The sequence below is a fragment of the Streptomyces oryzae genome (assembly GCF_017676365.1).
Lineage (GTDB): Bacteria > Actinomycetota > Actinomycetes > Streptomycetales > Streptomycetaceae > Streptomyces > Streptomyces oryzae.
The window spans coordinates 1-23,585 of record NZ_JADKMA010000065.1 but is presented as its reverse complement, the minus strand read 5'-3'; the positions used below and the strand labels follow the sequence as shown (position 1 = coordinate 23,585).

Annotated in this window: 21 protein-coding genes; 9 read left to right on the top strand and 12 right to left on the bottom strand. The window is 71.9% G+C overall.

The window, feature by feature from the left end; genetic code table 11:
- Nucleotides 1–516, bottom strand: coding sequence for a nitroreductase/quinone reductase family protein (locus ITI46_RS14960; RefSeq protein ID WP_209240025.1), 516 nt, complete (start codon nucleotides 514–516; stop codon nucleotides 1–3).
- On the bottom strand, nucleotides 495–1,754 hold the full coding sequence (locus tag ITI46_RS14955) for an acyl-CoA dehydrogenase family protein (protein WP_209240024.1): 1,260 nt from the start codon (nucleotides 1,752–1,754) through the stop codon (nucleotides 495–497). Before ITI46_RS14955 ends, ITI46_RS14960 begins: the two co-directional genes overlap by 22 nt.
- Nucleotides 1,755–1,877: 123 nt before the next feature.
- Here ITI46_RS14955 and ITI46_RS14950 point away from each other — a divergent pair, with 123 nt between their 5' ends.
- Nucleotides 1,878–3,188, top strand: coding sequence for a thiolase C-terminal domain-containing protein (locus ITI46_RS14950; RefSeq protein ID WP_247746005.1), 1,311 nt, complete (start codon nucleotides 1,878–1,880; stop codon nucleotides 3,186–3,188).
- Between the two features lie 100 nt (nucleotides 3,189–3,288).
- On the opposite strand, the gene ITI46_RS14945 is transcribed toward ITI46_RS14950, so the two are convergent.
- Nucleotides 3,289–3,777: a GNAT family N-acetyltransferase gene (locus tag ITI46_RS14945; protein WP_209240023.1), complete on the bottom strand. Its 489-nt coding sequence runs from the start codon at nucleotides 3,775–3,777 to the stop codon at nucleotides 3,289–3,291.
- A gap of 40 nt (nucleotides 3,778–3,817) precedes the next feature.
- Nucleotides 3,818–4,345, bottom strand: coding sequence for a Zn-ribbon domain-containing OB-fold protein (locus ITI46_RS14940; protein ID WP_209240022.1), 528 nt, complete (start codon nucleotides 4,343–4,345; stop codon nucleotides 3,818–3,820).
- 115 nt (nucleotides 4,346–4,460) lie between these two features.
- Here ITI46_RS14940 and ITI46_RS14935 point away from each other — a divergent pair, with 115 nt between their 5' ends.
- From ITI46_RS14935 to ITI46_RS14920, 4 genes are all read left to right on the top strand, one after another.
- A complete protein-coding gene (locus ITI46_RS14935; RefSeq protein WP_209240036.1) occupies nucleotides 4,461–5,672 on the top strand; it encodes a flavin-containing monooxygenase in 1,212 nt (403 codons plus the stop codon).
- A gap of 209 nt (nucleotides 5,673–5,881) precedes the next feature.
- Nucleotides 5,882–8,140, top strand: a complete 2,259-nt coding sequence (locus ITI46_RS14930) for an acetate--CoA ligase family protein (RefSeq protein WP_209240021.1) — start codon at nucleotides 5,882–5,884, stop codon at nucleotides 8,138–8,140.
- Nucleotides 8,141–8,201: 61 nt separating this feature from the next.
- The gene (locus ITI46_RS14925; RefSeq protein ID WP_209240020.1) at nucleotides 8,202–9,050 is read left to right on the top strand and encodes an enoyl-CoA hydratase/isomerase family protein; all 849 of its coding nucleotides are present in this window, start codon (nucleotides 8,202–8,204) and stop codon (nucleotides 9,048–9,050) included.
- A gap of 131 nt (nucleotides 9,051–9,181) precedes the next feature.
- Nucleotides 9,182–9,847, top strand: coding sequence for a flavin reductase family protein (locus ITI46_RS14920; protein WP_209240019.1), 666 nt, complete (start codon nucleotides 9,182–9,184; stop codon nucleotides 9,845–9,847).
- 28 nt (nucleotides 9,848–9,875) lie between these two features.
- On the opposite strand, the gene ITI46_RS14915 is transcribed toward ITI46_RS14920, so the two are convergent.
- Nucleotides 9,876–10,646 carry an NAD(P)H-dependent oxidoreductase gene (locus ITI46_RS14915; RefSeq protein WP_209240018.1) on the bottom strand — a complete coding sequence of 257 codons (771 nt, stop codon included), beginning with the start codon at nucleotides 10,644–10,646 and terminating at the stop codon, nucleotides 9,876–9,878.
- 94 nt (nucleotides 10,647–10,740) lie between these two features.
- Nucleotides 10,741–12,084, bottom strand: coding sequence for an MFS transporter (locus ITI46_RS14910; RefSeq protein ID WP_209240017.1), 1,344 nt, complete (start codon nucleotides 12,082–12,084; stop codon nucleotides 10,741–10,743).
- Nucleotides 12,085–12,143: 59 nt separating this feature from the next.
- On the opposite strand from ITI46_RS14910, the gene ITI46_RS14905 reads away from it, so the two are divergent.
- The 3 genes from ITI46_RS14905 to ITI46_RS14895 all read left to right on the top strand — a co-directional run bounded on the left by ITI46_RS14905 (nucleotide 12,144) and on the right by ITI46_RS14895 (nucleotide 14,850).
- The gene (locus ITI46_RS14905; RefSeq protein ID WP_209240016.1) at nucleotides 12,144–13,259 is read left to right on the top strand and encodes a GlxA family transcriptional regulator; all 1,116 of its coding nucleotides are present in this window, start codon (nucleotides 12,144–12,146) and stop codon (nucleotides 13,257–13,259) included.
- Between the two features lie 11 nt (nucleotides 13,260–13,270).
- Nucleotides 13,271–14,284, top strand: coding sequence for a GlxA family transcriptional regulator (locus ITI46_RS14900; protein WP_247746004.1), 1,014 nt, complete (start codon nucleotides 13,271–13,273; stop codon nucleotides 14,282–14,284).
- A gap of 83 nt (nucleotides 14,285–14,367) precedes the next feature.
- Nucleotides 14,368–14,850 carry a nuclear transport factor 2 family protein gene (locus tag ITI46_RS14895; protein ID WP_209240014.1) on the top strand — a complete coding sequence of 161 codons (483 nt, stop codon included), beginning with the start codon at nucleotides 14,368–14,370 and terminating at the stop codon, nucleotides 14,848–14,850.
- Here the strand turns inward: ITI46_RS14895 and ITI46_RS14890 are convergent.
- The 4 genes from ITI46_RS14890 to ITI46_RS14875 all read right to left on the bottom strand — a co-directional run bounded on the left by ITI46_RS14890 (nucleotide 14,836) and on the right by ITI46_RS14875 (nucleotide 20,098).
- Nucleotides 14,836–15,954, bottom strand: a complete 1,119-nt coding sequence (locus tag ITI46_RS14890; protein WP_209240013.1) for an alcohol dehydrogenase catalytic domain-containing protein — start codon at nucleotides 15,952–15,954, stop codon at nucleotides 14,836–14,838. The two genes, ITI46_RS14895 and ITI46_RS14890, sit on opposite strands and share 15 nt — an antisense overlap.
- A gap of 28 nt (nucleotides 15,955–15,982) precedes the next feature.
- A complete protein-coding gene (locus ITI46_RS14885) occupies nucleotides 15,983–17,428 on the bottom strand; it encodes an aldehyde dehydrogenase family protein (protein ID WP_209240035.1) in 1,446 nt (481 codons plus the stop codon).
- 251 nt (nucleotides 17,429–17,679) lie between these two features.
- Nucleotides 17,680–19,056: an acyl-CoA dehydrogenase family protein gene (locus ITI46_RS14880; RefSeq protein WP_209240012.1), complete on the bottom strand. Its 1,377-nt coding sequence runs from the start codon at nucleotides 19,054–19,056 to the stop codon at nucleotides 17,680–17,682.
- Between the two features lie 142 nt (nucleotides 19,057–19,198).
- Entirely contained in the window at nucleotides 19,199–20,098 is a 900-nt protein-coding gene (locus ITI46_RS14875) for an SDR family oxidoreductase (protein WP_209240034.1), read from the bottom strand.
- Nucleotides 20,099–20,367: 269 nt separating this feature from the next.
- Here ITI46_RS14875 and ITI46_RS14870 point away from each other — a divergent pair, with 269 nt between their 5' ends.
- Nucleotides 20,368–21,303, top strand: coding sequence for a cyclase family protein (locus tag ITI46_RS14870; protein WP_209240011.1), 936 nt, complete (start codon nucleotides 20,368–20,370; stop codon nucleotides 21,301–21,303).
- A gap of 350 nt (nucleotides 21,304–21,653) precedes the next feature.
- Here the strand turns inward: ITI46_RS14870 and ITI46_RS14865 are convergent, their stop codons facing one another.
- Nucleotides 21,654–22,226 carry an ATP-binding protein gene (locus tag ITI46_RS14865; protein ID WP_209240010.1) on the bottom strand — a complete coding sequence of 191 codons (573 nt, stop codon included), beginning with the start codon at nucleotides 22,224–22,226 and terminating at the stop codon, nucleotides 21,654–21,656.
- 421 nt (nucleotides 22,227–22,647) lie between these two features.
- Complete coding sequence (locus tag ITI46_RS14860; RefSeq protein WP_372451948.1) at nucleotides 22,648–23,583, bottom strand: acyl-CoA dehydrogenase family protein; 936 nt, start codon at nucleotides 23,581–23,583, stop codon at nucleotides 22,648–22,650.
- Nucleotides 23,584–23,585: the final 2 nt, after the last annotated feature.

Below are 23,585 nucleotides of genomic sequence, written 5' to 3'. Positions count from 1 at the left end.
TCAGCCCTCTTCAGCCTTCCTCAGCCCCTTCCCCGCCTCCCGGTGTTCGAGGCGGAAGATACGGATCCGCCGTTCGATCCGCGCCTGATAGACGGCGTACGGCGGCCAGAACCGCAGCAGATCCCGCCACGCCTCCTCCCGCTCGTCCCCGTCCAACTGCCGTGCCCGTACGGGAATGTCCCGCCCTCGGTAACTGATCCACGCCTCAGGGTGCCTGCGCAGATTCACGGTCCACGCGGGGTGACCCGGCCTGCCGAAGTTGCTGCCGACCAGAAGCCAACTGTCCCGCCCCTCCTCGGGCATGCACGCCAGCGGCGTACGCCGCGGCTGTCCGCTCTTCGCGCCCGTCGACGTCAGTACGACTCCGGGCAGCAGCTGGGTGCTCAGCATCGTCCGCCCGCCCGACAGCCGGTGCACGGCCCGGTCGAGCACTGGGATCACATGCGGGGCGATACGCGCGAACGCCCTGGTCGACGAGGTCTTCTGGACCAGCTTCACGCCGCGGTTCCCGGCCATCGGACAGCGCCTCCTTCTCCCTCGCGAAGCTCGAACAGCGCCGCGCGCTCCGCGGCGCGCGCCCGCAGCCGGTGCACGGGCCCGAGCAGCAGCTCGTCGCCCGCGGCCCGCTTGAAGTACAGGTGCGCGGCGTGCTCCCAGGTGAAACCCACCCCGCCGTGCAGCTGCACCGCCTCGGCCGCGGCCGTCCGCAGCGCCTCCAGCCCTTGGGCGAGCGCCAGCCCGCCCGCCGTAGCCGCTTCACCGTCGGTCCGGTCGGCGCCAGGCCGGTCGGCCGCCCACGCCGCGTAGTACGCCGCCGAGCGGGCCGCCTGGAGCTGTACGTAGACGTCGGCCAGCCGGTGCCGTACCGCCTGGAACGAGCCGATGGGGCGCCCGAACTGCTCACGCGTCCTGACGTACTCGACGGTACGGGTCAGCGCGCCGTCCGCCGCTCCCACCGCCTCGGCGGCCAGCACGGCGGCCACCCGCGGCCCGGCCGCCATCAGCGCGCCGCACATGTCCCCGGTGCTGTCGCCGAGCGGCGTGGCGGGGACGTCCCGCAGTTGCACCCGGGCCACGGCGCGCGTCTCGTCCAGCGCGGTCCGCCGGGTGCGTACGAGGCCGTCGGGGTCCCCCTCGGCGCAGTCGAGGAGGAAGAGCGCCGTCCGGCTGCGAGCGTAGCCGCCCGTGTGCGCGGCGACCAGCAGCAGCCCTGCGCTGTGGCCGCCGAGCACCTGGTCCGCCTCCCCGTACAGTCGCCAGCCCTCCCCCGCGTGCCCGGTGCGGTACGCCGCCTGTACGCCGCCCGCGCGCCCGCCGCCCGCCCAGTCGTGACCGGAACCGGTCAGTCCGAGCGCGGGGGAGAGGGCGCCGCCCGGCACGACGAGGGCCCCGGTCAGCGCGCCGGAGGCGAGCCGGGGCAGCAGCCGGTCGCGCTGGCCGGCGGTGCCGAGCGCGGCGAGGAGCGGGGCGGCGAGCACGGCCGTGGACAGCAGCGGCGAGGGCAGCAGCACGCGTCCCGCCTCCTCGAAGGCGAGGGCGAGTTCGAGAGTGCCGCAGCCGACTCCGCCATACGCCTCGGGCAGCGCCAGGCCTGCCAGCCCGAGCTGCCCGGCGAGAGTGCGCCACAGCTCGGTGTCGTACCCCTCGGGCCGCAGCACGGCGGCCTTCACCTCGTCCGGGGCGCAGCGGCGCGCGAGCAGTTCCCGCACGGTGCGCCGCATCTGTTCCTGCTCCTCGGTGAACGCGGTGTCCATCGGCGGCGCGCCCCCTCACGGTCCAGGCAAACTGACGGGCCGTCATATTACGGACGCCCGGATGGAAAGCCCAGAGCCGCGCACCCTGCCGCGACGGGCCGGAGCTGATGTACCGTCAGTTCCATGCCGGTCGCCGACACCAGTAGCAGGCATCGCACCGCAGCACGCAGCACGCATCGCACCGGCCGCCGCGTCGCGGTCGCCGGGGTCGCGCTCTCCGACGCCGGAAAGGCAGACACCGGCAAGTCAGACGCTGGAAGGGCCGACACCGGGAAGGCAGACGGCGGGAAGGGCGACGCCGGAAAGGCCGACCCCGCCCGGGCTCACGCCGCGACGCCATACGCCCTGCACGCGCAGGCCGCCCGCCGCGCACTGGCCGACGCGGGGCTCGACCGGTCCCGCGTGGACGGGCTGGCCTCGGCCGGTCTTGGCACCCTGGCACCGGTGGAGATCGCCGAGTATCTGGGGCTGCGGCCCAGCTGGGTGGACTCGACCTCCGTCGGCGGGGCGACCTGGGAGGTGATGGCGGCGCACGCGGCCGACGCCATCGCGCAGGGCCGGGCGGAGGCCGTACTGCTCGTCTACGGCTCGACAGCCCGCGCCGACCTCAAGGCCGGCCGCCGTACCGCCAACCTCTCCTTCGGCACCCGGGGGCCGCTCCAGTTCGAGGTCCCCTATGGGCACACGCTCATCGCCAAGTACGCGATGGCGGCCCGCCGTCATATGCACCAGTACGGCACCACCCTCGAACAGCTCGCCCAGGTCGCCGTGCAGGCCCGTGCCAACGCCGCCGCGAACCCCCAGGCGCTGTACCGCGAGCCGATCACCGTGGACGACGTACTGTCCGGGCCGGTGATCGCCGACCCGTTCACCAAGCTGCACTGCTGCATCCGCTCGGACGGCGGCTGCGCCGTACTGCTCGTCGCCGAGGAACTTGTGACTGACCTGGCCACGGATCCGGTGTGGATCCTCGGCTCGGGCACGGCGGTCTCCCATACGACGATGTCCGAGTGGGAGGACTTCACCGTCTCCCCCGCCGCCGTCTCCGGCCCCACGGCGTTCGCCCGCGCCGGAGTCACCCCGCAGGACATCGACCTGGCGCAGATCTACGACGCGTTCACCTATATGACGCTCGTCACGCTGGAAGACCTCGGCTTCTGCGCCAAGGGCGAGGGCGGCGCCTTTGTCGAGGACGGGCGGCTGCTGCGGGACGGCGCCCTTCCAGTCAACACCGACGGCGGCGGCCTGTCCGCCTGCCATCCGGGCATGCGCGGCCTGTTCCTCCTCGTCGAGGCGGTACGGCAACTACGCGGCGAGGCGGGCGAGGGCCGCCAGGTCCGCCGGCGCGACGGCACACTGCCCGAACTGGCCGTCGCCTCCGGGACAGGCGGCTGGTTCTGCTCGTCGGGAACGGTGGTGCTGGGGCGGGGTTGAGGGCGCCGCCCCAGCACCCGTAGGACGTCGGAAACGTGCCGTGTAGGACGTCAAAAAACGCTCTCCCCATAGGAAGCGGAAAACGCTCCCCCGTAGGACGTCAGAAACGCTGGTACATGATGTGCAGCCCCACGTACCCGTGCTCCGGGTGCAGAAAGCCCTCCTCCAGGGTGGCGACGATCTCGAAGCCGAGCGACTTCCACAGCGCCACCGCACGGGTGTTGGTCTCCACCACTGCGTTGAACTGCATCGCCCGGTAGCCCTCGCTCCTGGCCCACTCCAGTGCGTGCTCGCCCAGCGCCCGGCCGACCCCCTTGCCGCCGGCGTCCGAGTCGACCATGAAGCTGGCGCCGGCGATGTGCGAGGCGCCGCCCATGTGGTTGGGGTTCATCTTGGCGGAGCCGAGTACGGTGCCGTACTCGTCCACGGCGACGACGGTGCGGCCGGGCGGCTCCAGCATCCAGGTCCGGCGAGCGGCGGGCTCGTCCATGTCGCGGGGGTAGGTGTAGGTCTCCCCTGCGGCGACGATGCGCTGGAAGAAGGGCCAGATGGCCGGCCAGTCGGCTGCGGTGGCTTCACGGATCTGCACCCGCCCAGCATGCGGCACCCGGCCCCGAGGCTGCCAGCGACTATTTCCGGGCAGGCCGGAAGACGGGTACGGCAAGCTCCGGTGCGGCAGGCTCCGGTGCGCTCCCGCTCTCCTCGGAGCCCACCGTGGCACCGCCCACCGTCCGGAATGCGACGCGGAGCTCCATCCCCACCTGCAGCGCTTCCGGCGGGCAGTCCGTGATCTCCGTCATCATGCGCGGGCCCTCCGCGAGCTCCACCACGGCAGCCACGTACGGCACCCGTGTACCGAACGGCGGCAGGTCGTTGCGGTGCACGACGGACCAGGTGTAGAGCGTGGCGTCCCCACTGGCGTCCTCCCAGTCGACGTCCTCGCTCCAGCAGTGGGGACAGAACTCGCGCGGGTAGTGGTGCGCGAGGCCGCAGCCCAGCGCCCGGCAGCGGCGCAGCAGCAGCCGCCCCTCGGCTGCCGCCTGCCAGTACGGCGCGGTGAACGCGTCGATGTCCGGCAGATCGAACCGCTGCTGTGCCGGCGGCGCGGTGGGTGCGGCCTCTGCGGTTGGTGCCGCCTGTGCGGCTGTTCCGCTCACGGGGCCCTCCTCTGGACAGCCGTCGAAGCGAAAAACTGACGGCTAGTCAGTTGTAGGCCGTTCCCGCGTACTCCCGCAAGGGAAGGTCCCCCGCTCTAGGATTGTCGTCATGCCCATGTCCGAAAGTGGCACACCCGTCCACATTCTCGGGGCCGGGCCCGGGGGCCTGGCCACAGCCGCGGCCCTGCGGGAGCGCGGCATCGGCGCGGTCGTACTGGAGCGGACCGACGCCGTCGGCTCGTCCTGGCGCAACCACTACGACCGGCTGCGCCTGCACACCGCCCGGACCCATTCCGCCCTCCCCGGGCTGCCCATCCCCCGTGCGTACGGGCGCTGGGTCGCCCGCGACGACGTCGTGCGCTACCTGGAGCGGTACGCCGCACACCACCGGATCGAGGTGGCGACGGGCGTCGAGGTGCACCGGCTGGAGCGGTCCGACAGCGCGGAGGTTCCTGACAGCGCCGAGTTTCCTGACGGCGCGGGGGCTCCCGAGGGCGCGGGGGCTCCCGAGGGCGCGCAGTGGGTGCTGCACGCCAACGGAGGGCGGCGGCTGACCGCGCCCGCTGTCGTCGTCGCCACCGGCTACAACCACACCCCGCACCTGCCCTCCTGGCCCGGCCGCGACAGCTTCACCGGCGAACTGCTGCACGCCTCCCGCTACCGCTCGCCGGCGCCCTACGCGGGCCGCGACGTGCTGGTGGTGGGCGTGGGCAACACCGGGGCCGAGATCGCCGCCGACCTGGCCGAGGGCGGCGCCGGGCGGGTCCGGATCGCCGTACGGACACCCCCGCACATCCTGCGCCGCTCCATGCTCGGCTGGCCCTCGCAGCGCAGCGCCATCCTGTGCCGGAGGCTGCCGGTGCGGCTGGTGGACCGGATGGCGGCGCAGCTCACCAAGCTGTCCATGCCCGACCTGGCGCCCTACGGGCTGCCACGCGCCGAGGCCGGCCTCTACACGCGGGCGCGCCAGGGGTCCATCCCGGTGCTGGACGCCGGCCTGGTGGACGCGGTGCGGCAGGGGAAGGTGGAGCCGGTGGCCGCCGTCGAGTCGTTCGAGGACGGCAAGGTGCTGCTGGCGGACGGGGAGACGATCAGCCCCGAAGTCGTCGTCGCGGCCACCGGATACCGGCGCGGGCTGGAGGACCTGGTCGGCCACCTGGGCGTGCTCGACTCCCGCGGCCTGCCCCGCGTCCACGGCCGCCGCACCCACCCGGCCGCCCCCGCGCTCTACTTCACCGGCTTCACCAACCCCCTCAGCGGCAACCTCCGCGAGCTGGCGCTGGACGCGCGCCGTATAGCCAAGGCGGTGGCCAGAGCAGCACGCTGAGCCCCCTCATGGCCCCATGGCCCACCCCGTGGCCTCCCGCTCCCGTGGACCTGGCCCGTGGGTGCCTGGACCTGACCTGAGGGTGCCGGAGGGAGCCGTTTGTTACCGCAGGGTTCCTGACGCTCCGTCAATTCAGTAACCTGACAGAGCGTCAGTTTCAGCGGGCGCCAGTCTCCGGCAGGCCACCACACGGGAGTGGGCGAGAGAACATGCTCGGATCGACTCACGGGACCCTCACCATGACCCCCCGCTCGGCCCGGGTGCTGGCCTGCGGCGAGCAGACCGCCGGCGCCGTGCACGGCAGCGCGTACGGCGCCGCCGATGCCGTGCTCGACGTCAGCGGGCGGCCGTTGCACGCGCCGGTGCCGGACCTGGACCGGTTCTTCCGCCCGGAGGCGGTGGCCGTGGTCGGCGCCTCGGACGCCGAGGGGCGGCCGAACGCGGGCATCACACGCCAGCTGATGGCGTGGGCCGAACGGGTCGGCGCGCGCCTGCACCCGGTGCACCCCAGCCGGCGCGAGGTGTACGGGCTGCCGTGCGCCGCATCGGTCGCCGCACTGCCCGAACCGGTGGACGTGGCCGTCCTGCTCGTCGCCGACCCACTGCCCGTGCTGGAGCAACTGGCCGGAACCAAGACCAGGTTCGCCGTCGCCTTCGCCTCCGGCTTCGCCGAGACCGGCGCCGAGGGCGCAGCCGCGCAGGCCAGGCTGGCCGAGACCGCCGCGCGCTCCGGGGTGCGGCTGCTGGGCCCGAACACCAACCTCAACGCCTTCGAGCGCTTCCGCGACGACCTCGAGGGCCCCGCCATCGCGCTGATCACACAGTCAGGCCACCAAGGGCGCCCCCTTTTCGCGCTCCAGGAGCTGGGCATCCGGCTCTCCCACTGGGCACCGACCGGCAACGAGGCGGACCTGGAGTCGGCCGACTTCCTCTCCTACTTCGCCACCCTTCCCGAGGTCGGCGCCGTCGCCGCGTATGTGGAAGGGTTCAAGGACGGCCGCCGGTTCCTGCTGGCGGCCGACCGCGCGGCGCGCGCCGGCGTGCCCGTCGTCGCCGTGAAGGTGGGCCGCACCGAGGCCGGTGCGCGTACCGCCGCCTCGCACACCGGGAAGCTCACCGGCGCCGACGCCACGGTGGACGCCGCGATGCGGCAGTTCGGCGTCATCCGGGTGGCCGGACTGGACGAGTTGCAGGACACCGCAGCGCTGCTGGCCCGCGCCCGGCCGCCGCGCGCCGAGGGGGTGGCCGTCTACGCGATATCCGGCGGCACCGGCGCGCACTTCGCCGACCTGGCCACCGCCGAAGGGCTGCACCTGCCCGCGCTCTCCGCCGGCAAGCAGGCCGAACTGCACCAGTGGATCCCCGAATACCTCTCGGTCACCAACCCGGTCGACAACGGCGGCCACCCGGTGGGCGACTGGCGCGGCCGCAAGATCATCGACGCGATCCTGGCCGATCCGGACGTCGGCGTCCTCGTCTGCCCCATCACCGGCCCCTTCCCGCCGATGAGCGACAAGCTGGCCCGTGATCTGGTGGCGGCGGCCGAGGAGACGGACAAGCTGGTCTGCGTCGTATGGGGCTCCCCCGTAGGCACCGAGGACGCCTACCGGCACACGCTGCTGGGCTCCTCGCGGGTGGCGACCTTCCGCACCTTCGGCAACTGCGTACGCGCCGTCCGCGCCTACCTCGGCCATCACCGCTTCGCCCGCGCCTACCGCTCCCCCTTCGACGACGCACCACGCAGCCCCTCCCCCTCGCTGCGCAAAGCCGAGGCACTGCTGCGCCCCGGACAGCAGCTGAGCGAACATGCGGGCAAGCAACTGCTGCGCGCCTACGGCATCCGCGTCCCGCGCGAGCAGCTGTGCACCAGTGCGGCGGGCGCGGTGCGGGCGGCGGCGCAGGTGGGCTACCCAGTGGTGATGAAGGCGTCGGCGCCGCAGCTCGCGCACAAGAGTGAGTACGGCCTCGTACGGCTCGGCCTCACCTCCGCGAGCCAGGTGCGGGACACCTACCGGGAGCTGACGGAGATCGCCCGGGCCGAGGACATCGAGCTGGACGGGGTGCTGGTGTGCCAACTGGTCGACCCAGGTGTGGAGATGGCGGTCGGCATCACCCAGGACGAGCTGTTCGGGCCGACGGTGACCGTGGGGCTGGGCGGCGTGCTGGTCGAGGTGCTGCGGGATGTCGCCGTACGGGTGCCGCCGTTCGGCGAGGACCAGGCCCGCGCGATGCTCGGCGAACTGCGCGGCGCGGCCCTGCTGGACGGCGTACGCGGCAGGGCGCCCGCCGATACGGACGCGCTGGTGGAGGTCGTGCTGCGGGTACAGCGGATGGCGCTGGAGCTGGGCAGGGTCGGTCCGGGGCCGGAGAGCGGCGGAGGGCTGGCGGAGCTGGACATCAATCCACTGGTCGTGCTGCCGCGCGGGCATGGCGCTGTGGCGCTCGACGCGCTGGCCGTCTGCCGGTGACCCCGTCGGCGATGACCCCGCCACCGACCGGCGCAGCAGCGCCCGTAAAAGGAGCTGCATCATGACGTCCTCCCCCCGTGACACATCCGCCGAGGCGCCTGCGGCGACCCCGGAAGAACCTCTGGAAAAAGTTGTAGCGCAGGCCACTGACAACGCCGTCTCGTGGATCACTCTCGACCGGCCGCGGGCGCTGAACGCGCTCACCTGGCAGCAGCGCGAGCGGCTGATCGCGCTGCTGGCCGACGCCTCGGCGAACCCGCGGGTCAGGGCCGTCGTGCTCACCGGCCGGGGCCGCGGCTTCTGCGCCGGCGCCGACCTCACGGGCGCCTCCGGCGGCGGGGAACGGGTCGCGGGCGATGTGGCCCGTACGCTCGAACGGGGTGCGCAGCGGCTGGTCTCGGCCGTGCTGGACTGCGAGAAGCCGGTGCTCGCCGCGGTCAACGGCACCGCCGCCGGGCTCGGCTGCCATCTCGCGCTCGCCTGTGACCTCGTACTGGCTGCGCAGGAGGCGTCGTTCGTGGAGGTCTTCGTTCGCCGCGGTCTGGTGCCGGACGGGGGCGGGGCCTATCTGCTGCCCCGGCTGGTGGGGCCGCAGCGGGCGAAGGAGCTGATGTTCTTCGGGGACGCGCTGCCCGCGCCGGACGCCCAACGCCTCGGCCTGGTCAACCGGGTGGTCCCGGCCGGAAGGCTGGAGCAGACGGCGCGGGAGTGGGCGCAGCGGCTGGCGGCCGGGCCGACCCGCGCGCTGGCGCTCACCAAACGCTTGGTCAACTCCTCGCTGGACACGGACCGTGCGGCGGCCTTCTCGGCGGAGGCGTGGGCCCAGGAGATCAACATGACCACCCTGGACGCACAGGAGGGCGTGGCCTCCTTCGCCGAGCGGCGCAGACCCGGCTTCGAGGGGCGGTAGAGCGCCGTGGTTACTCTGGAGTCGAGCGAGCGCACGACGGCAACCGAAGCCATAGAAACCTGCATACTCCTCCGACCCTTCCGATCTGACGAAGCAGCAGGTGCGATGCATCCATGATGGGACACGCTGGAATGGCAGCCACCGCGGTGCGCTATCTGCGCGCCGCCGGCGCACCGTACGCGCACGCGGCGAGCACTGCCGCACCCGACGCGCGGTGCGGCACCGAGCAGGCCGCGGAGCCCGGCACGCTCCCCAAGCCCGAACTGCGCGCCGTACGCGAGGACGAGCGCGCCCCCGTCGACCCGGCGCACTTCCGCCGCGTACTGGGCGGCTTCGCCTCCGGCGTGACCGTGGTGACCGCACCGGCGGCTGAGGGGGAGCCGGGCCCCGCGGGGTTCGCCTGCCAGTCCTTCGCCTCCCTCTCGCTGGAGCCGCCGCTGGTCTCTTTCATGGTGGGCCGCGGCTCCACCAGTTGGCCGCGCATCGCACGGGCGGGCGTCTTCTGTGTGAACGTGCTCGCTGCCGGGCAGGGCGAGCTGTGCCGTGCCTTCGCGGTGAGCGGGGCGGACAAGTTCGCCGGGGTCTCCCACTCCCCCGCGCCGGTCACCGGCTCGCCGCTGCTGGACGGGGTGGCGGCGTGGATCGACTGCGAGATCCACGCCGTGCACACGGGAGGTGACCATCTCATCGTCGTCGGCCGGGTACGCGCTCTGGACGCGGCGGAGGACGCGCCAGAGCCGCTGATCTTCCACCGGGGGCGGCTGGGCACGTTCGCCCCCACGGACGCCGCCAGCTGAACCCGCCGCCGGCCGCCACCCGGTGCGGTCACGCGGAGTGCGCCTCCAGCCCCGTGCGGCCGGGGGCGAGTTCGGGGCGCAGCACCAGGTCGGCGTCGTAGTCGCCGCCGGCTTCGTACCGGAAGGGCAGCGGCGTGAGCGCGTCCAGGTTGCGCAGCCGCTCCTTCAGCTCCTCCTGGCGCTCCTTGGCGTCCGCCTCGGTCGCGCGGTCGGCACTGTAGACGACGAACGGGGGGAGCGCCGCCATGCCCGTGTACCAGAACGTGCCGTGGTGCAGCGGGAAGAGCACATCGTTGATGAACCCGTGGATGCCGCGCGGGCCGAAGCTGGAGGGCCGGGCACCGACCGAGGTGACGACCATGGCCCGCTTGCCGGCCAGCCCACCGTCCCCGTAGCGCCGGGTGCGGCCCTCCGCGTCCTGCACGCCGAACGCGAATCCCTGCACCAGTACCCGGTCGAACCAGCCCTTGAGGATCGCGGGCGGACCGAACCACCACAGGGGGAAGTGGAAGACCAGGGTGTCGGCCCACTGGATCTTCTCCTGCTCGGCCCGGATGTCCGGACTGAGCCCGCCTGTGCGGAATCCGTGCTCCTGCGCGTCCCCGACCAGCAGCCGGTCCTCCTGCCGCTGCCGTGCGGGGAAGTCCGCACCGTCGATGGCCGGCTTCCAGCCCATCGCGTACAGGTCGGACTCCCTCACCTCGTGGCCTGCTTCCCGCAGTGCGGCGACACCGGTGTCGCGCAGTGCGGCGCTCAGGGAGCGGGCTTCCGGGTGGGCGAAAATCCACAGCGTCTTCATGCCACTGAGCATCCGCCCGGAGGAGGACCGAAACGAGTGGCCAGATGGACGGCGAGTGCAAGATTCTGGCCACGCCGTCATCGTCCCCTGCGCCCTAATGGGCCCCCGATTGCCGGGTACGCCGCTGAACCACCAGCGCCATGAGCGCCGCAAGCGCACACAGCACGCCCGTCCCCGTCCACGCCAGGTCGTACGTCCCGGTGGCATCCCGTACGAGTCCCGCCAGGAAGGCGATCAGCGAGGCACCGGCCTGGTGGGAGGCGAGCACCCAGCCGAAGACGACGGCACCGTCCGCGCCGAAGTGCTCCCGGCACAGCGCCATGGTGGGCGGCACGGTGGCGACCCAGTCGAGCCCGTAGAAGATGATGAAGAACAGCATCGGCGGCTGCACACTCGCCGCGAACAGCATCGGCAGCACCAGCAGCGACAGCCCGCGCAGCGCGTAGTAGACCGCCAGTAGCCGGCGGGCGTCGAAACGGTCGGTCAGCCAGCCGGAGCAGACCGTACCGACCAGATCCAGCACGCCGATGAGGGCCAGCAGGGAGGCGGCGACAGGAACGGCCATCCCGTGGTCATGCGCGGCCGGCACGAAGTGCGTGCTCATCAGCCCGTTGGAAGAGGCGCCGCAGATCGCGAACGACCCGGCCAGCAGCCAGAAGACCCTGGTGCGGGCGGCGTCCCGGAGTACGGACAGAGTGCGCCGCAGGGCACTGCCCGTGTCCGCCTCAGGGGTCACATGGTCGGCCCCGGCACCGTACGGGCGCAGTCCCACGTCCTCGGGACGATCCCGCAGCAGCCACACCACCAGTGGTACGACAGCGAGCGCCGAACCGCACACCACCAGTGAGGCGGTGCGCCAGCCGGGCCCCTCCACAAGCAGTGCCACCAGAGGGAGGAAGACCAGCTGACCGGTGGCGCTTCCCGCAGTCAGGATTCCGCTGACCAGGCCGCGCCGTGCGACGAACCAGCGGTTGGCCACTGTCGCGGCGAAAGCGAGCGCCATGGAACCCGAGCCGATGCCCACCAGCAGCCCCCAGCAGAGCACCAGTTGCCACTCGGCACGCATGAAGACCGTCAGGCCACTGCCTGCCGAGATCAACAGCAGCGCTGCTGTGACGACCTGGCGTATGCCGTAGCGGTCCATCAGCGCCGAGGCGAACGGCGCGGTGAGCCCGTACAGCAGTACGTTCAGCCCCACGGCGAACGAGATGGTGCCGTGCGACCAGCCGAACTCCTTGTGCAGCGGGTCGATGAAAACGCTGGGCGTCGCCCGGAAACCGGCCGCCCCTACGAGCGCCACGAAACACACCAGGGCGACCCACCAGGCGCGGTGCACCAGTGGCCCGGCCGAGCGAGGTGCGGAGTGTGGTTCGACAGAGCCGGCGCCGCCCTTTCCGGACGGCCTCGGGGAGAGGGTCTCAGTCACGCGGACCAGCATGCGGTGCCGGGACGAACAGAACGAGTGGCCCGGAGGCCACCATGTGCGAGGATCGGGCCATGGCTGTTTTCACCCGCCCCGGGCTGCACCGAGTCGCCGTCCTGGTGCGCCACGGTCTGCTGCCGATCGAGCTGGGCATCCCGCACGCCCTGATGGGCAGGGCCCGGTCGGCCGAGGGTGAGCGGCTGTACGAGGTCGTCACCTGCGCCGCCACTCCTGGCGCTGTCCGTACCGACGGCGACTTCACGGTCAACGTGGAACACGGCACCGAGGCACTGGCCGAGGCGGACACCGTGATCGTTCCGGCCGCGCACGACAGGGACGAGCCCTACGACCGGGGCGCGATGGGCCCCGGGCTCACCGAGGCATTCGCCCGCCTCCGTCCCGGCACCCGGGTCGCCTCCATCTGCACGGGCGCGTTCGTACTGGCCGCCGCCGGACTGCTGGACGGCAAACGGGCCACGACCCACTGGCGCGCCGGCGAGCGCTTCCAGCGGCTCTTCCCGAGCGTCCGGCTCGACCCCGATGTGCTCTACGTGGACGAGGGCTCGGTGCTCACCTCGGCGGGCATCGCCTCCGGCGTCGACCTGTGCCTGCACATGATCCGCCGGGACCACGGCGCTGCCGTCGCCAACGCGGTGGCCCGGACAACTGTCGTGCCGCCGCACCGCGACGGGGGACAGGCACAGTTCATCCGCCGCCCCGTACCAGAACCCCGACGCTCCTCCACCGGAACCGCCCGCTCCTGGGCACTCCGCCACCTCGACCGACCCCTCACCCTCCGCGAACTCGCCGACCGCGAATCCATGAGCGTGCGCACCTTCACCCGCCGCTTCCGCGAAGAAGTCGGGGTGAGCCCCCAGCAGTGGCTCACCCAGCAGCGCATCGAACGCGCCCGTCAGCTGCTGGAGGAGAGCGGTCTGTCCGTCGAGCAGATCGCCGCCCAAGCGGGCTTCGGGTCCGCTTCGACTCTGCGGATGCACTTCCAGGCAGCACTGGGCGTCTCACCGAGCGCCTACCGTCGTACGTTCCGCGTAGGCGCCGCGACCAACGACAGCGCCACAAATGCGGCCACGGGTACAGGCATGGGTGGGGCCACAGGTGCAACAGTGCGCACCAGTGCAGCGGCGCACGCAGATGCAGCGGCGCACACAGGTGCGGGAGAACGAGGATGAAGGAGGCACAAATGGCCACCAGTGGACGAGTTTTCTCGCACCCAGGGCGGCACCGGGTCGCCGTATTGATCAGGCACGGGGTGATACCCATGGAGCTCGGCCTGGTGCACCAGGTGTTCGGCCGCGCGGCCACCCCTGAGGGAGAACCGCTGTACGAGGTGGTCACCTGTGCCGTCGAACCGGGGCCCGTACGGACGGACGCCGACTTCCCCATCCATGTCACGCACGGCCCGGAGACATTGGCAGAGGCCGACACGGTGGTCGTTCCGGCCACTCACGAGCTCGACGAGACGGAGACCGAGGGCATCCTGCCCGAACCGCTCAGCCAGGCGCTCGCCCGTATCCGCCCCGACGCCAGGATCGCCTCCATCTGCACGGGCGCGTTCGTGCTGGCCGCTGCCGGACTGCTGGACGGCAAACGGGCCACAACCCACTGGATGTCGACCGACAACTTCCGCGCCCTGTATCCGGCTGTGCGGCTGGATCCGGATGTGCTCTATGTGGACGAGGGGTCTGTGCTGACCTCGGCAGGCGAGGCGGCCGGTATCGATCTGTGCCTGCACATCGTGCGGGAGGACCACGGTGCTGCCGTCGCCAACACGGTCGCCCGGCGCACTGTTGTGCCGCCGCACCGCGACGGAGGGCAGGCCCAGTTCATCCGCCGCCCCGTACCCGAACCCCGCCGCTCCTCCACCGGAACCGCCCGCTCCTGGGCACTCCGCCACCTCGACCGCCCCCTCACCCTCCGCGAACTCGCCGACCGCGAATCCATGAGCGTGCGCACCTTCACCCGCCGCTTCCGCGAAGAGGTCGGGGTCACCCCGCTGCGCTGGCTCAACCAACAGCGCATCGAACGCGCCCGCCACCTGCTGGAGGAATCGGACCTCCCGATCGAACGCATCGCCGCCCAGGCCGGCTTCGGCACTGCCGCGTCCCTCCGCCAGCACTTCCAGGCAGCACTGGGCGTCTCCCCGCGCGCCTACCGCCGCACATTCCGCACAGAGGCGGCCGACGCGGCAGCCTAGGCTGAATGCGGCTCCCCCAGGGGCGTCAACGCGATGTCCGACAGCCGCCGGTGTTCCGTCGCCACACAGGACACGCTGTCGCCATGACACCTCACTCTTCCCCCTCAGCGACGGCACCGAAGGCTTCTTCCCCACTGGAACCGGCTGCCGTCCTCACCGGCATGTACGCGGCCGAGGCCGAGTACCTCGCCGCAGGGGGCCCGGGGACGGCCTCCTTCGCCCCATTGGCGCCCTACTTCGCGCCTGATGTCGTCCTGCACCAGGCAGCCGGACTGCCCTACGGAGGCGACTGGCGCGGACATGCGGGCATGGAGCGGTTCTTCCAGGAGATGAGCCGCGTATGGGAAGCGTTCGACATCGTGCAGCAGCAGTTCCTCGCCACTGGTGAGACCTCGGTGATTCTCAGCCGGATACGGGCGCGCTCCCGTGCCACCGGCAGGGAGATCGCGTTCCCCATCCTGCAGACGATGGCCATCACGGAAGGGCGGATCACCGAGGTCCACCCGTTCTACTGGGACACCGCCACAATCGCCGCTGTCTGCACGCCCACATCAGAGGCCGGATGACGACGTGCAGCCGGCCTGGAACGTGAGCACCGCGCGGGCCACCCGGCCGTGGCGGGCGTCGGCGGCTGCTGCTGCGAACTCCTCGACCGGGTAGGTGCGGGTGACCAGTTCGTCCAGCAGCAGCCGCCCCTGCTGGTAGAGCTCCGCGTAGAGCGCGATGTCGCGGGGCGGACGGGAGGAGCCGTAGCGGCAGCCGAGGATGGATTTGTCGAGGAACAGCGCGGCGGGCAGAAAGACTGCCTCGGCGTCGGCGGGCGGCATGCCCAGCAGCACGGCTTGACCGTGCCGGTCGAGCAGATCGACGGCCTGCCGTACGAGGGCGGTGCTGCCGACGCACTCGAAGGTGTGCGCGGCGCCGTCGGGCAGGATCTCCTTGACGGCTGCGACCATTCCGCCCGCGGTGCCTTCCTGGGTCTCCCCTTGTGCCGCGTGCACGAAGTGCGTGGCGCCGAACTGCCGTGCTGCCGCCTCCTTCTCCGGGTTGGCGTCCACCGCGACGATCGGGGCAGCGCCCGCGATCCTGGCGCCCTGCAGCACGTTGAGCCCGACACCGCCGACGCCGATGACCACCACGGACTCGCCGTGTCCGACTTGTGCCCGGTTGAGCACGGCGCCGACGCCGGTGAGAACGGCGCAGCCGATGAGGGCCGCCGACGTGAGCGGGATGTCACGGGGAACCGGTGTGGCCTGCACGGCCTTGACCAGGGTGCGTTCGGCGAAGGCCGAGTTGGCGGCGAAGTTGTACAGCGGCTTGCCGCCGCGGCTGAAGGGCTGTTCGGGCCTGCCGATGGCGAGGCGGCACATGGTGGGACGCCCGCGCGCACACTGGGGGCACGCGCCACAGTTGGCGATGGTCGACAGAGCCACATGGTCTCCGGGCGCCACATGAACCACGCCTTCCCCGACGGCCTCGACCACGCCGGCACCCTCGTGACCGAGCACGACCGGCCGCGGAAAGGGGATCGTCCCGTCGATGACGGACAGATCGCTGTGACACAGCCCCGCCGCGCGGATACCGACGAGCACTTCGCCGGGGCCCGGCGCCCGGATCTCCAGATCGTCGACGACCTCGGCCCGCGCCCCCTCCAGGATCACGCCTCTCATGCAGCTCACGCTCCCCTCTTCCCACGCGTCACGACGGCCAGACGATCGACTGGAGCTCGCTGTAGGCGTGCAGCCCGAACGAGCCGCCGTCCCGGCCGACCCCGGATTCCTTGAACCCGCCGAACGGTGTCTCCGGGTGCCGCTGGACGGTGTTGATGCCGACGTTGCCGCTGCGCAGCCGCCCGGCCAGCCGCCAGGCCCGGCCCGTATCGCCGCTGAAGACGTAGTCGTAGAGGCCGTAGGAGGTGCTGTTCGCGATGCGTACGGCCTCGTCGTCGTCCGCGAAGCGGAGCACCACGACCACGGGCCCGAACAGCTCCTCGCGGGCGACGGTCATCTCCGGCGTGACGTCGGTGATCAGCGTCGGCGCGACGTAGAACCCCGTCGCAGGGTGCGTGGGGCGTTCGCCCCCGACCAGGACGGTGGCGCCCTGTTCGCGGGCGCCCGCGATGTACGCCTCGACGCGGTCGCGTTGCGCCGCGGAGATCAGCGGCCCGACCGAGATTCGCTCATTCGTGGGATCGCCGAGCGTCAGTGCGGAGGCGTAACGTGAAAGGGCAGTCACGAACTCGTCGTGGAGCGAGTCGTGTACGAGCAGACGCGTCGGTGCCGTACAGATCTGGCCGCTGTGAAACGCCCAGGTCGAGGCGACCGAGCCCAGTGCTGCTTCGCGGACCCTGCCGACCGCGTCGTCCAGCACCAGCGCAGCCCCCTTTCCACCAAGTTCCAGGAGGGTGCGCTTCATTCCTCGTCCCGCGTTCCCAGCAATCTGCTTTCCCACGGAGGTGGAGCCAGTGAAACTGATCATGTCGACGCCCGGGTGTGCGACCAGGGCCTCCCCCGGCCCCGGCCCGGAGCCGGTCACCACGTTGTAGAGCCCGTCCGGCAGCCCCGCCTCCTTCAGCAGCGGGCCCAGCTCCAGACAGCTCAACGGATCCTGCGGCGCCGGCTTGCAGACCACGGCGTTCCCCATGGCCAGCGCGGGCGCGACCTTCCCAGCGAGGTTGACCACGGGGAAGTTGTAGGAGGTGATGCACCCGACCACGCCTACGGGGCGACGTACGGCGGCGGCACCGATCAGCCCACCAGGGGCCAGCGCGCTGGCCCCGACGGGCTGCGGGGCCAGGGGCACGGTGTCAGGCTCCAGCGCACCGCGGGCATACCGGCGGAAGCGGTCGGCAGCAGTGGGCAGTTGCATACCGCGCGCGACCTTGAAGGTGGCACCGGTCTCGGCCTGGAGCAGCGGCACCAGCGCGGGGCCACGCTCGGCAAGCAGCTCCGCGATCCGTTCCAGCACCCGGGAGCGCTCGCGGGGATCGGTGGCGGCCCACGCCTCCTGTGCGGCACGAGCCGCGCGGACGGCGGCGTCCACATCCGCCGTGTCCCCTTCGGGCGCCTCGCCGACCAGCTGTTCCGTGGCCGGGTCGATGACCGGGTAGTGGCCGCCTGCGGGCTGCCGCCAGCCACCACCGATCCAGTGCCGGTATGCCCGGGGTGGGTGCGTGCCGGACCGGTACGCCTCGGGCGAGCGTGCGCTGGGCTGGCGCGTGCTGGGCTGGTGTGGGCCGGGCTGGTGTGGGTTGGCCCGGCCTGGTCCGGGCTCCGGTGCCTGTCGGCCTGGGCCGGGCTCTGGTGCCGGGTCCGCCGCGTCGGGTGAGGTCGCCGGTCCGGTGCCCGGTTCCGGGGGCCGCGCGTCGTCCGTGCGCTTGGTGCTCGGTTCCGTCGTCACGTGCGTGCCTCTCTCGGCAGGCCCAGCACCTGCTGGGCGAGGATGTCGCGCTGGATCTCGTCCGAGCCGCCGTAGATGGTGTCGGCGCGGGTGAAGAGGAACAGCCGCTGCAGGGCGTCGAGTTCGTAAGGCCGGTGCGGCGCCCAGTCGTACGGGCCGAGGGCAGCGGCGGCTCCCCGCACCTGCATCGCCAGTTCACCGAGCCGCTGGTGCCAGCGCCCCCACAGCAGCTTGGCCACACTGGGCGCCCCTGGAACGGCCTCGCTGCGGGTGCCGATGCCATTGCTCTGGCTGTTGCTGTTGCCATGGCCATTGCCGCCGAGGGTGCGCAGGGCGTTCCAGCGCATCGTCCGCAGTTCGGCCCAGGACTGCACGAGCCAGTCGCGGAGCACGGGATCGCGCTCAGCGGCGCCGGTACGGAGGGCCAGACGCAGCACGCGGTCGAGTTCGGCGGCGAAGCCGACCTGCTGGGCGAGCGTGGACACGCCGCGTTCAAGGGCCAGCAGAAAGGTGGCGACCCGCCAGCCGTCGCCCTCGCCGCCCACCCGGTGGGCCGCCTCGGCGACGGCCCCGTCGAAGAAGACCTCGTTGAACTCCTCGGTCCCCGACATCTGCCGGATCGGCCGGACCTCGACGCGGCCCGGCTGATCCATCGGCACCAACAGAAAGGAGAGCCCTTGGCGTCCCTTAGAGCCCGCTTCGGTGCGGGCGAGCACAAAGCACCAGTCGGCCTCGTGGGCAAGTGACGTCCAGATCTTCTGCCCGGTGACGCGGTAACCCCCGGCGCTGCCGCCCGCGACGAAGTCCCGTGCGGCGCTGGTGCCTACGGCGGCGCTACGTACGGCGTCGCTACGTACAGCGTCGGTGCGTACGGGACCGGTGCGTACGGCGGCAGCGCGTCCGGAGCCGGCGCGTACGGCCGCAGTGCGTACGGCGGACAGGTCGGACCCGGCGTTCGGTTCGCTGTAGCCCTGGCACCACAGTTCCTCGCCGCGGGCGATGGCGGGCAGGAAGCGTTTGCGCTGCTCGTCGGTGCCGTGGGCCAGGAGCGTGGGGGCGAGCAGGTTCTCGCCGATGTGGCCGACGCGGGCGGGTGCGCCGGCGCGGGCGTACTCCTCGGCCCAGACGACCTGTTGGGTGAGGGTGGCGGCGCGGTTGCCGTAGCCGCCATGGGTGCGGTCCCAGCCGAGGCCGACCCAGCCCGCGCCGCCCAGCTCGCGCTCCCAGCGGCGGCGGACGGCGGTGGCCTGGTGCTCGCTGCCGGGCCCGCCCTGCCCGGCGGCGGACGCGTAGTCGCCGACCAGATGGTCACGCAGCCATTCCCGGGCCCGCGCTCTGAACTCCTCGTCCTCGCGGGTGAAACCGAAGTCCACACGTCCCCCTCTCAGCAGGCGGGTCAGGGCAAGGCCACATCAGGGCGGAGCCAGGTCAGGGCCAGGGGCCGGGGCGGAGCCGGGGCCGGGCCGGGGCCGGATCGGGCGAGACAGCGCTGTCCGGTCGGCGCGGGCGCTCGGCTCAGGCGTTGGGGCGGTCCTTGCGGGCGGCGGCTTCGGCCATCTCCTTCAGCCGCTCGAGCATGGGCATCGGGTCCCGGCCGACGGTGCCGGGCAGATGGTCGGCGAGTTGCTGCGGTGTCCAGGAGCCTTCGGCGTAGGCGGCCCGGAGTTCGCGGGGCTGGGCCCATACGGCGATCTTGGGTCCGGCGACGGTGTAGACCTGCCCGGTGATCTCCTGCTGCCTCGCCTGGTCGCTGAGCAGGTAGACGACGAGCGGGGCGACATCCTCCGGTTCGCCGATCTCCGCGAGCTCCATGGGGACGTTGGCCGACATCCGGGTGCGGGCCACGGGTGCGACGGCGTTGGCGGTGACGCCGTACTTGTACAGGCCGAGCGCCGCGCTGCGGACGAGGGAGATGATGCCGCCCTTGGCCGCCGCGTAGTTGGCCTGGGAGACGGAGCCCTGGTGGTTGCCGCTGGTGAAGCCGACCAGGGCGCCGCTGCGCTGGGCTCGCATCACGGCACTCGCGGCGCGGAAGACGGTGAAGGTGCCCTTGAGGTGGGTGGCGACGACCGGGTCCCACTCCTCCTCGGTCATGTTGAAGAGCATGCGTTCGCGCAGGATTCCGGCGACGCAGACCGCCCCGTCGAGGCGGCCGTACCGGTCGAGTGCGGTGTCCACGACGCGCTGTCCGCCGGCCATGGTGGAGATGTCGTCGGCGACCGCCGCGGCCTCGCCGCCCGCCGCCGCGATCTCTTTCACGACGGCCTCGGCTATCTCACTGCGCGGCTCGTCGCCGTCGACGGAGACGCCGTAGTCGTTGACGACGACCTTGGCCCCCTCCTGTGCGCAGGCCAGCGCCACCGCGCGGCCGATCCCACGTCCGGCACCGGTAACGGCGACGACCTTCCCGGCCAGGAAGCGCCCACCGCTCCCCGGGCCGCTTCCGTCGCCGACGCCCTCTTCGCTCCTGCCGGTTCCTTCGCTCCTGCCGGTTCCTTCGCTCCTGGAGCCCCCTTCGCTCCTACCGTCCCCTTCATTGCCTTTGTTCTCTATGTTCCTTTCGTTCCTCACGTCCGACCCCTCCCGGGCTATCTGACGGTCCGTTAGATTCTTGAGCAGCCACCGTCCGAACACAAGCCCCGTACGGCGCCCGTCCGAGCCGACCGACCGCCCCGGAGGAGAAGATGACCGTGCCGGCGCAGTGCCGCGAGTTCACCGAGATCGCCGAGCGCGTCAACAATTGGGGCCGCTGGGGCGCCGACGACGAGATCGGCACGCTCAACCTGGTGACCGACGCGGTGGTACGCGAAGCGGCGAGCACCGTCCGTACGGGCCGCCGCATTCCGCTCGCGCTGCCCCTCCAGCAGGACGGGGTGCAGACGGGGCTGGTCCCGGGGCGGGTGAACCCGCTGCACACGATGGTCGCGCTCAACGTGGAGATGTTCGGCCCCGGCACGGTGGCCACCAGCGACGACGCGGTCACCATGGGGCTACAGGCCGCCACCCACTGGGACGGCCTCGCCCACGTCTCGTACGGGGGCCGGATCTACAACGGGCGGCCCGCAACCACGGTCACCGCACACGGCGGAGCCGCGTTCAGCGGCATCGAGAAGAGCCGCCCCCTGGTTGCGCGCGGCGTCCTGCTCGATGTGGCGCGCGCCCGCGGCGAGGAGCAGCTGGCGCGCGGCCACGCGGTGACGCCCGAAGATCTCGAAGCGGCAGAGGAGTTCGCGGGCACCCGCGTACGGGCCGGGGACATCGTGCTGGTCCGCACGGGGCAGCTGCGCCGCTACCTCTCCGGCGACCGGAACGGTTACGCCCACCCCTCGCCCGGGCTGTCGCTGCGGACGCCGGCGTGGTTCCACGCCCGCGATGTGGCCGCCGTCGCCAACGACACGCTCACCTTCGAGATCGTCCCGCCGGAGATCGAGGGGCTGTGGCTGCCCGTCCACGCCCTGCATCTGGTGGAGATGGGCATGCTGCAGGGCCAGAACTGGAATCTGGAGGAGCTCTCGGAAGCCTGCGCCGAAGAGGGCCGCCACGCCTTCCTGCTCGCCGCCCAGCCCGAACCGTTCACGGGCGGCACCGGCGCTCCGGTGGCACCGGTTGCGGTGCTGTGAGCAAGCCGGGAACGGAGCAACTCCGCCGGGTACGCGGGGATTACGCGGTCGGCCCTCGATGGCCAACCAGGCGGACCGCCGTGCCGCCCACCGGGCAGGCCGGGTGGCGGTGCGCCTTTGCGCGCCCCGAGCACGGCACGGCGTACCGCCACCCGACTCCGGCGCTCGGGGCCCTGCCCCCGGACGGAGGTCGGCGCCGGAAGGCGACCCGTACTCGTCGAGGAACCCCAGGTACCTCGTCGTCCCCTCACGACGAATCGCTCCACCACCCAAGGGTGATCACGCCGACACGAGACGTCAACACCTGGTCTGGACTATGGGGAGTTTGCCCGTATTGTCCCGGCGCGCGTTCAGCCGAACGCGCCAGCCCCAGCGCCAGCCACATTGACGCGCGCACGCGCGTTCGCACCGGCGCGCAGATCACCCTTCGCGCGGACCTCACCACGAACGCCCGTACCGGCCTCCCGGTCGGCGACCGGGCCCGGCTCCCCCGCGGGCTCCAGCGGAGGGGTGTCCAGCTCGCACCAGACTCGTTTGCCGCCCGGCTCGTGCTCCCAGCCCCAGCGGTCGGCGAGACCCGAGACCAGCTCCAGGCCACGGCCACCGGTGTCCTCGCCCTCCGCTTGGCGGCGACGCGGCGCACGGCTGCTGGCGTCGGCGACCTCGACGCGTACCGACCCCGCCGCGCTGTGCGCCGGACCGCCACCGCACCGCCGGGGCAGCAGCATGCACAGCACGGCCGGACAGCCGGTGTGCACCACCGCGTTGGTGACGAGTTCCGAGATCAGCAGGATCAGCGTCTCGGCAAGGGACTCGTCGGCGTCCACTCCTGCACCCGCCAACCGGGCCCTTGCCCACCTCCTGGCGCGCCCCACCTCCGTCGGATCGGATCCGATCTCCAACTGCTCCAGAAGCACCTGCACCGCTCACACCATCCGAACTGGCGGACACATCGCCTCGCGTTCCCAAGTAGTCACGGATTGTGACTCCAGCGAGAACAGCATGGTTGACTCATAGTGATGCCAACAAGCGCTTCAGGCATATTCCGGCGCAAAGGAGTAGACGCACGGCATACTGTGCGACGCCGAGCGTGGGGACTCGAACGAGTTGGCCTGAATCTCGTGGGCACCTTCATGTTCCTTGCTCATCGGGGCAGTCACCGCCTCGCGGTACGACCCAGCGCCTCCGTCGACGGCCCGCCACCACCGGGGCCGCCGCACTCGCGCCCAGGGAGCGTACCGGAGTGGAATACGATCTTCCGCTCGTGGTGGTCACTGGACGCACGCAAGATACCCATAACCCTGCGTAGTCACTCTCATCGAATTTCCCGGATGAATGCGACGTTCAATGGCATATGGGGCGGACGAGCGCTGAGGCCAATTGCTCCTCCGAGGTCACAGCAGTGCGCCACTGTTCCGAACGCAACCACGCGCGTTTCAGGTGGAGATGGACCTCCGCCTCCCAGGTGAACCCCATTCCGCCGTGCACCTGCAGACAGTCGCGGGCGTTGTGCACGGCGGCGGTGTCGGCGAGCAGCTTCGCCGCGCAGACCTCCCCCTCGTCCGCGGTGACGGCTGCCGCGTAAACCACACTTCTGGCCGTTTCCGAACGGACCAACATTCCCGCGCACAGCTGCTGTACCGCCTGGAACGCCCCAATAGGGCGGCCGAACTGCTCGCGCTCCCGCGCGTAACCGACAGCGAGCTCCAGCGTGCGGCAGGCGCTGCCGAGCTGCTGCGCCGCGGTGAGCAGCGCCGCGTCCCTGCGCAACGCGGCTGCGTCCGTCCCGCCCCCGGCGCTCGTGCCTACCGCGCCACCGGCACCGCCCTCGCCCACCGCACCGCCCGCATCACCCGCACCACCCTCGGCGAACGCTCCGTCGGCACCGCCCGCGTTCCGGCCGTGCACCCGGTGCTGCACCCGGTGCAACGGTGTCAGCGGGTCCACCGACCGGATCGGCTCCGCGGGCAGCTCTCCTGGCGACAGCACCCGTGCTTCCCCGCCCTCATCGAGCACCAACACGGCGTCCGCAGCCCTCAGATGCTCGACCAGCGGCGCGCCACCACCAGTCCACGCCCCCTCCAGCGCTGTCACCACCACCGAGCCGTCCGCCGCGCCCGCCACCAACCCCGCGCTGCCCGCCAGATGACCGGCGACCAGTGGCCCCGGCAGCAGCGCGCGCCCCGCCTCCTCGAACACCAGCACCGCTTCCGGCAGGCCGAGCCCGACACCGCCCGCGCTCTCCGGCGCCCGCAGCGCGAACAGCCCGATCTCCCCCAACG

What these genes read in the sequence shown, in the direction of transcription:
- ITI46_RS14960 (WP_209240025.1), bottom strand. Translation starts at nt 516, where the DNA reads ATGGCCGGGAACCGCGGCGTGAAGCTGGTCCAGAAGACCTCGTCGACC.
- ITI46_RS14955 (WP_209240024.1), bottom strand. Translation starts at nt 1,754, where the DNA reads ATGGACACCGCGTTCACCGAGGAGCAGGAACAGATGCGGCGCACCGTG.
- ITI46_RS14950 (WP_247746005.1), top strand. Translation starts at nt 1,878, where the DNA reads ATGCCGGTCGCCGACACCAGTAGCAGGCATCGCACCGCAGCACGCAGC.
- ITI46_RS14935 (WP_209240036.1), top strand. Translation starts at nt 4,461, where the DNA reads ATGTCCGAAAGTGGCACACCCGTCCACATTCTCGGGGCCGGGCCCGGG.
- ITI46_RS14930 (WP_209240021.1), top strand. Translation starts at nt 5,882, where the DNA reads ATGCTCGGATCGACTCACGGGACCCTCACCATGACCCCCCGCTCGGCC.
- ITI46_RS14925 (WP_209240020.1), top strand. Translation starts at nt 8,202, where the DNA reads ATGACGTCCTCCCCCCGTGACACATCCGCCGAGGCGCCTGCGGCGACC.
- ITI46_RS14920 (WP_209240019.1), top strand. Translation starts at nt 9,182, where the DNA reads ATGGCAGCCACCGCGGTGCGCTATCTGCGCGCCGCCGGCGCACCGTAC.
- ITI46_RS14915 (WP_209240018.1), bottom strand. Translation starts at nt 10,646, where the DNA reads ATGAAGACGCTGTGGATTTTCGCCCACCCGGAAGCCCGCTCCCTGAGC.
- ITI46_RS14910 (WP_209240017.1), bottom strand. Translation starts at nt 12,084, where the DNA reads ATGCTGGTCCGCGTGACTGAGACCCTCTCCCCGAGGCCGTCCGGAAAG.
- ITI46_RS14905 (WP_209240016.1), top strand. Translation starts at nt 12,144, where the DNA reads ATGGCTGTTTTCACCCGCCCCGGGCTGCACCGAGTCGCCGTCCTGGTG.
- ITI46_RS14900 (WP_247746004.1), top strand. Translation starts at nt 13,271, where the DNA reads ATGGCCACCAGTGGACGAGTTTTCTCGCACCCAGGGCGGCACCGGGTC.
- ITI46_RS14895 (WP_209240014.1), top strand. Translation starts at nt 14,368, where the DNA reads ATGACACCTCACTCTTCCCCCTCAGCGACGGCACCGAAGGCTTCTTCC.
- ITI46_RS14890 (WP_209240013.1), bottom strand. Translation starts at nt 15,954, where the DNA reads ATGAGAGGCGTGATCCTGGAGGGGGCGCGGGCCGAGGTCGTCGACGAT.
- ITI46_RS14870 (WP_209240011.1), top strand. Translation starts at nt 20,368, where the DNA reads ATGACCGTGCCGGCGCAGTGCCGCGAGTTCACCGAGATCGCCGAGCGC.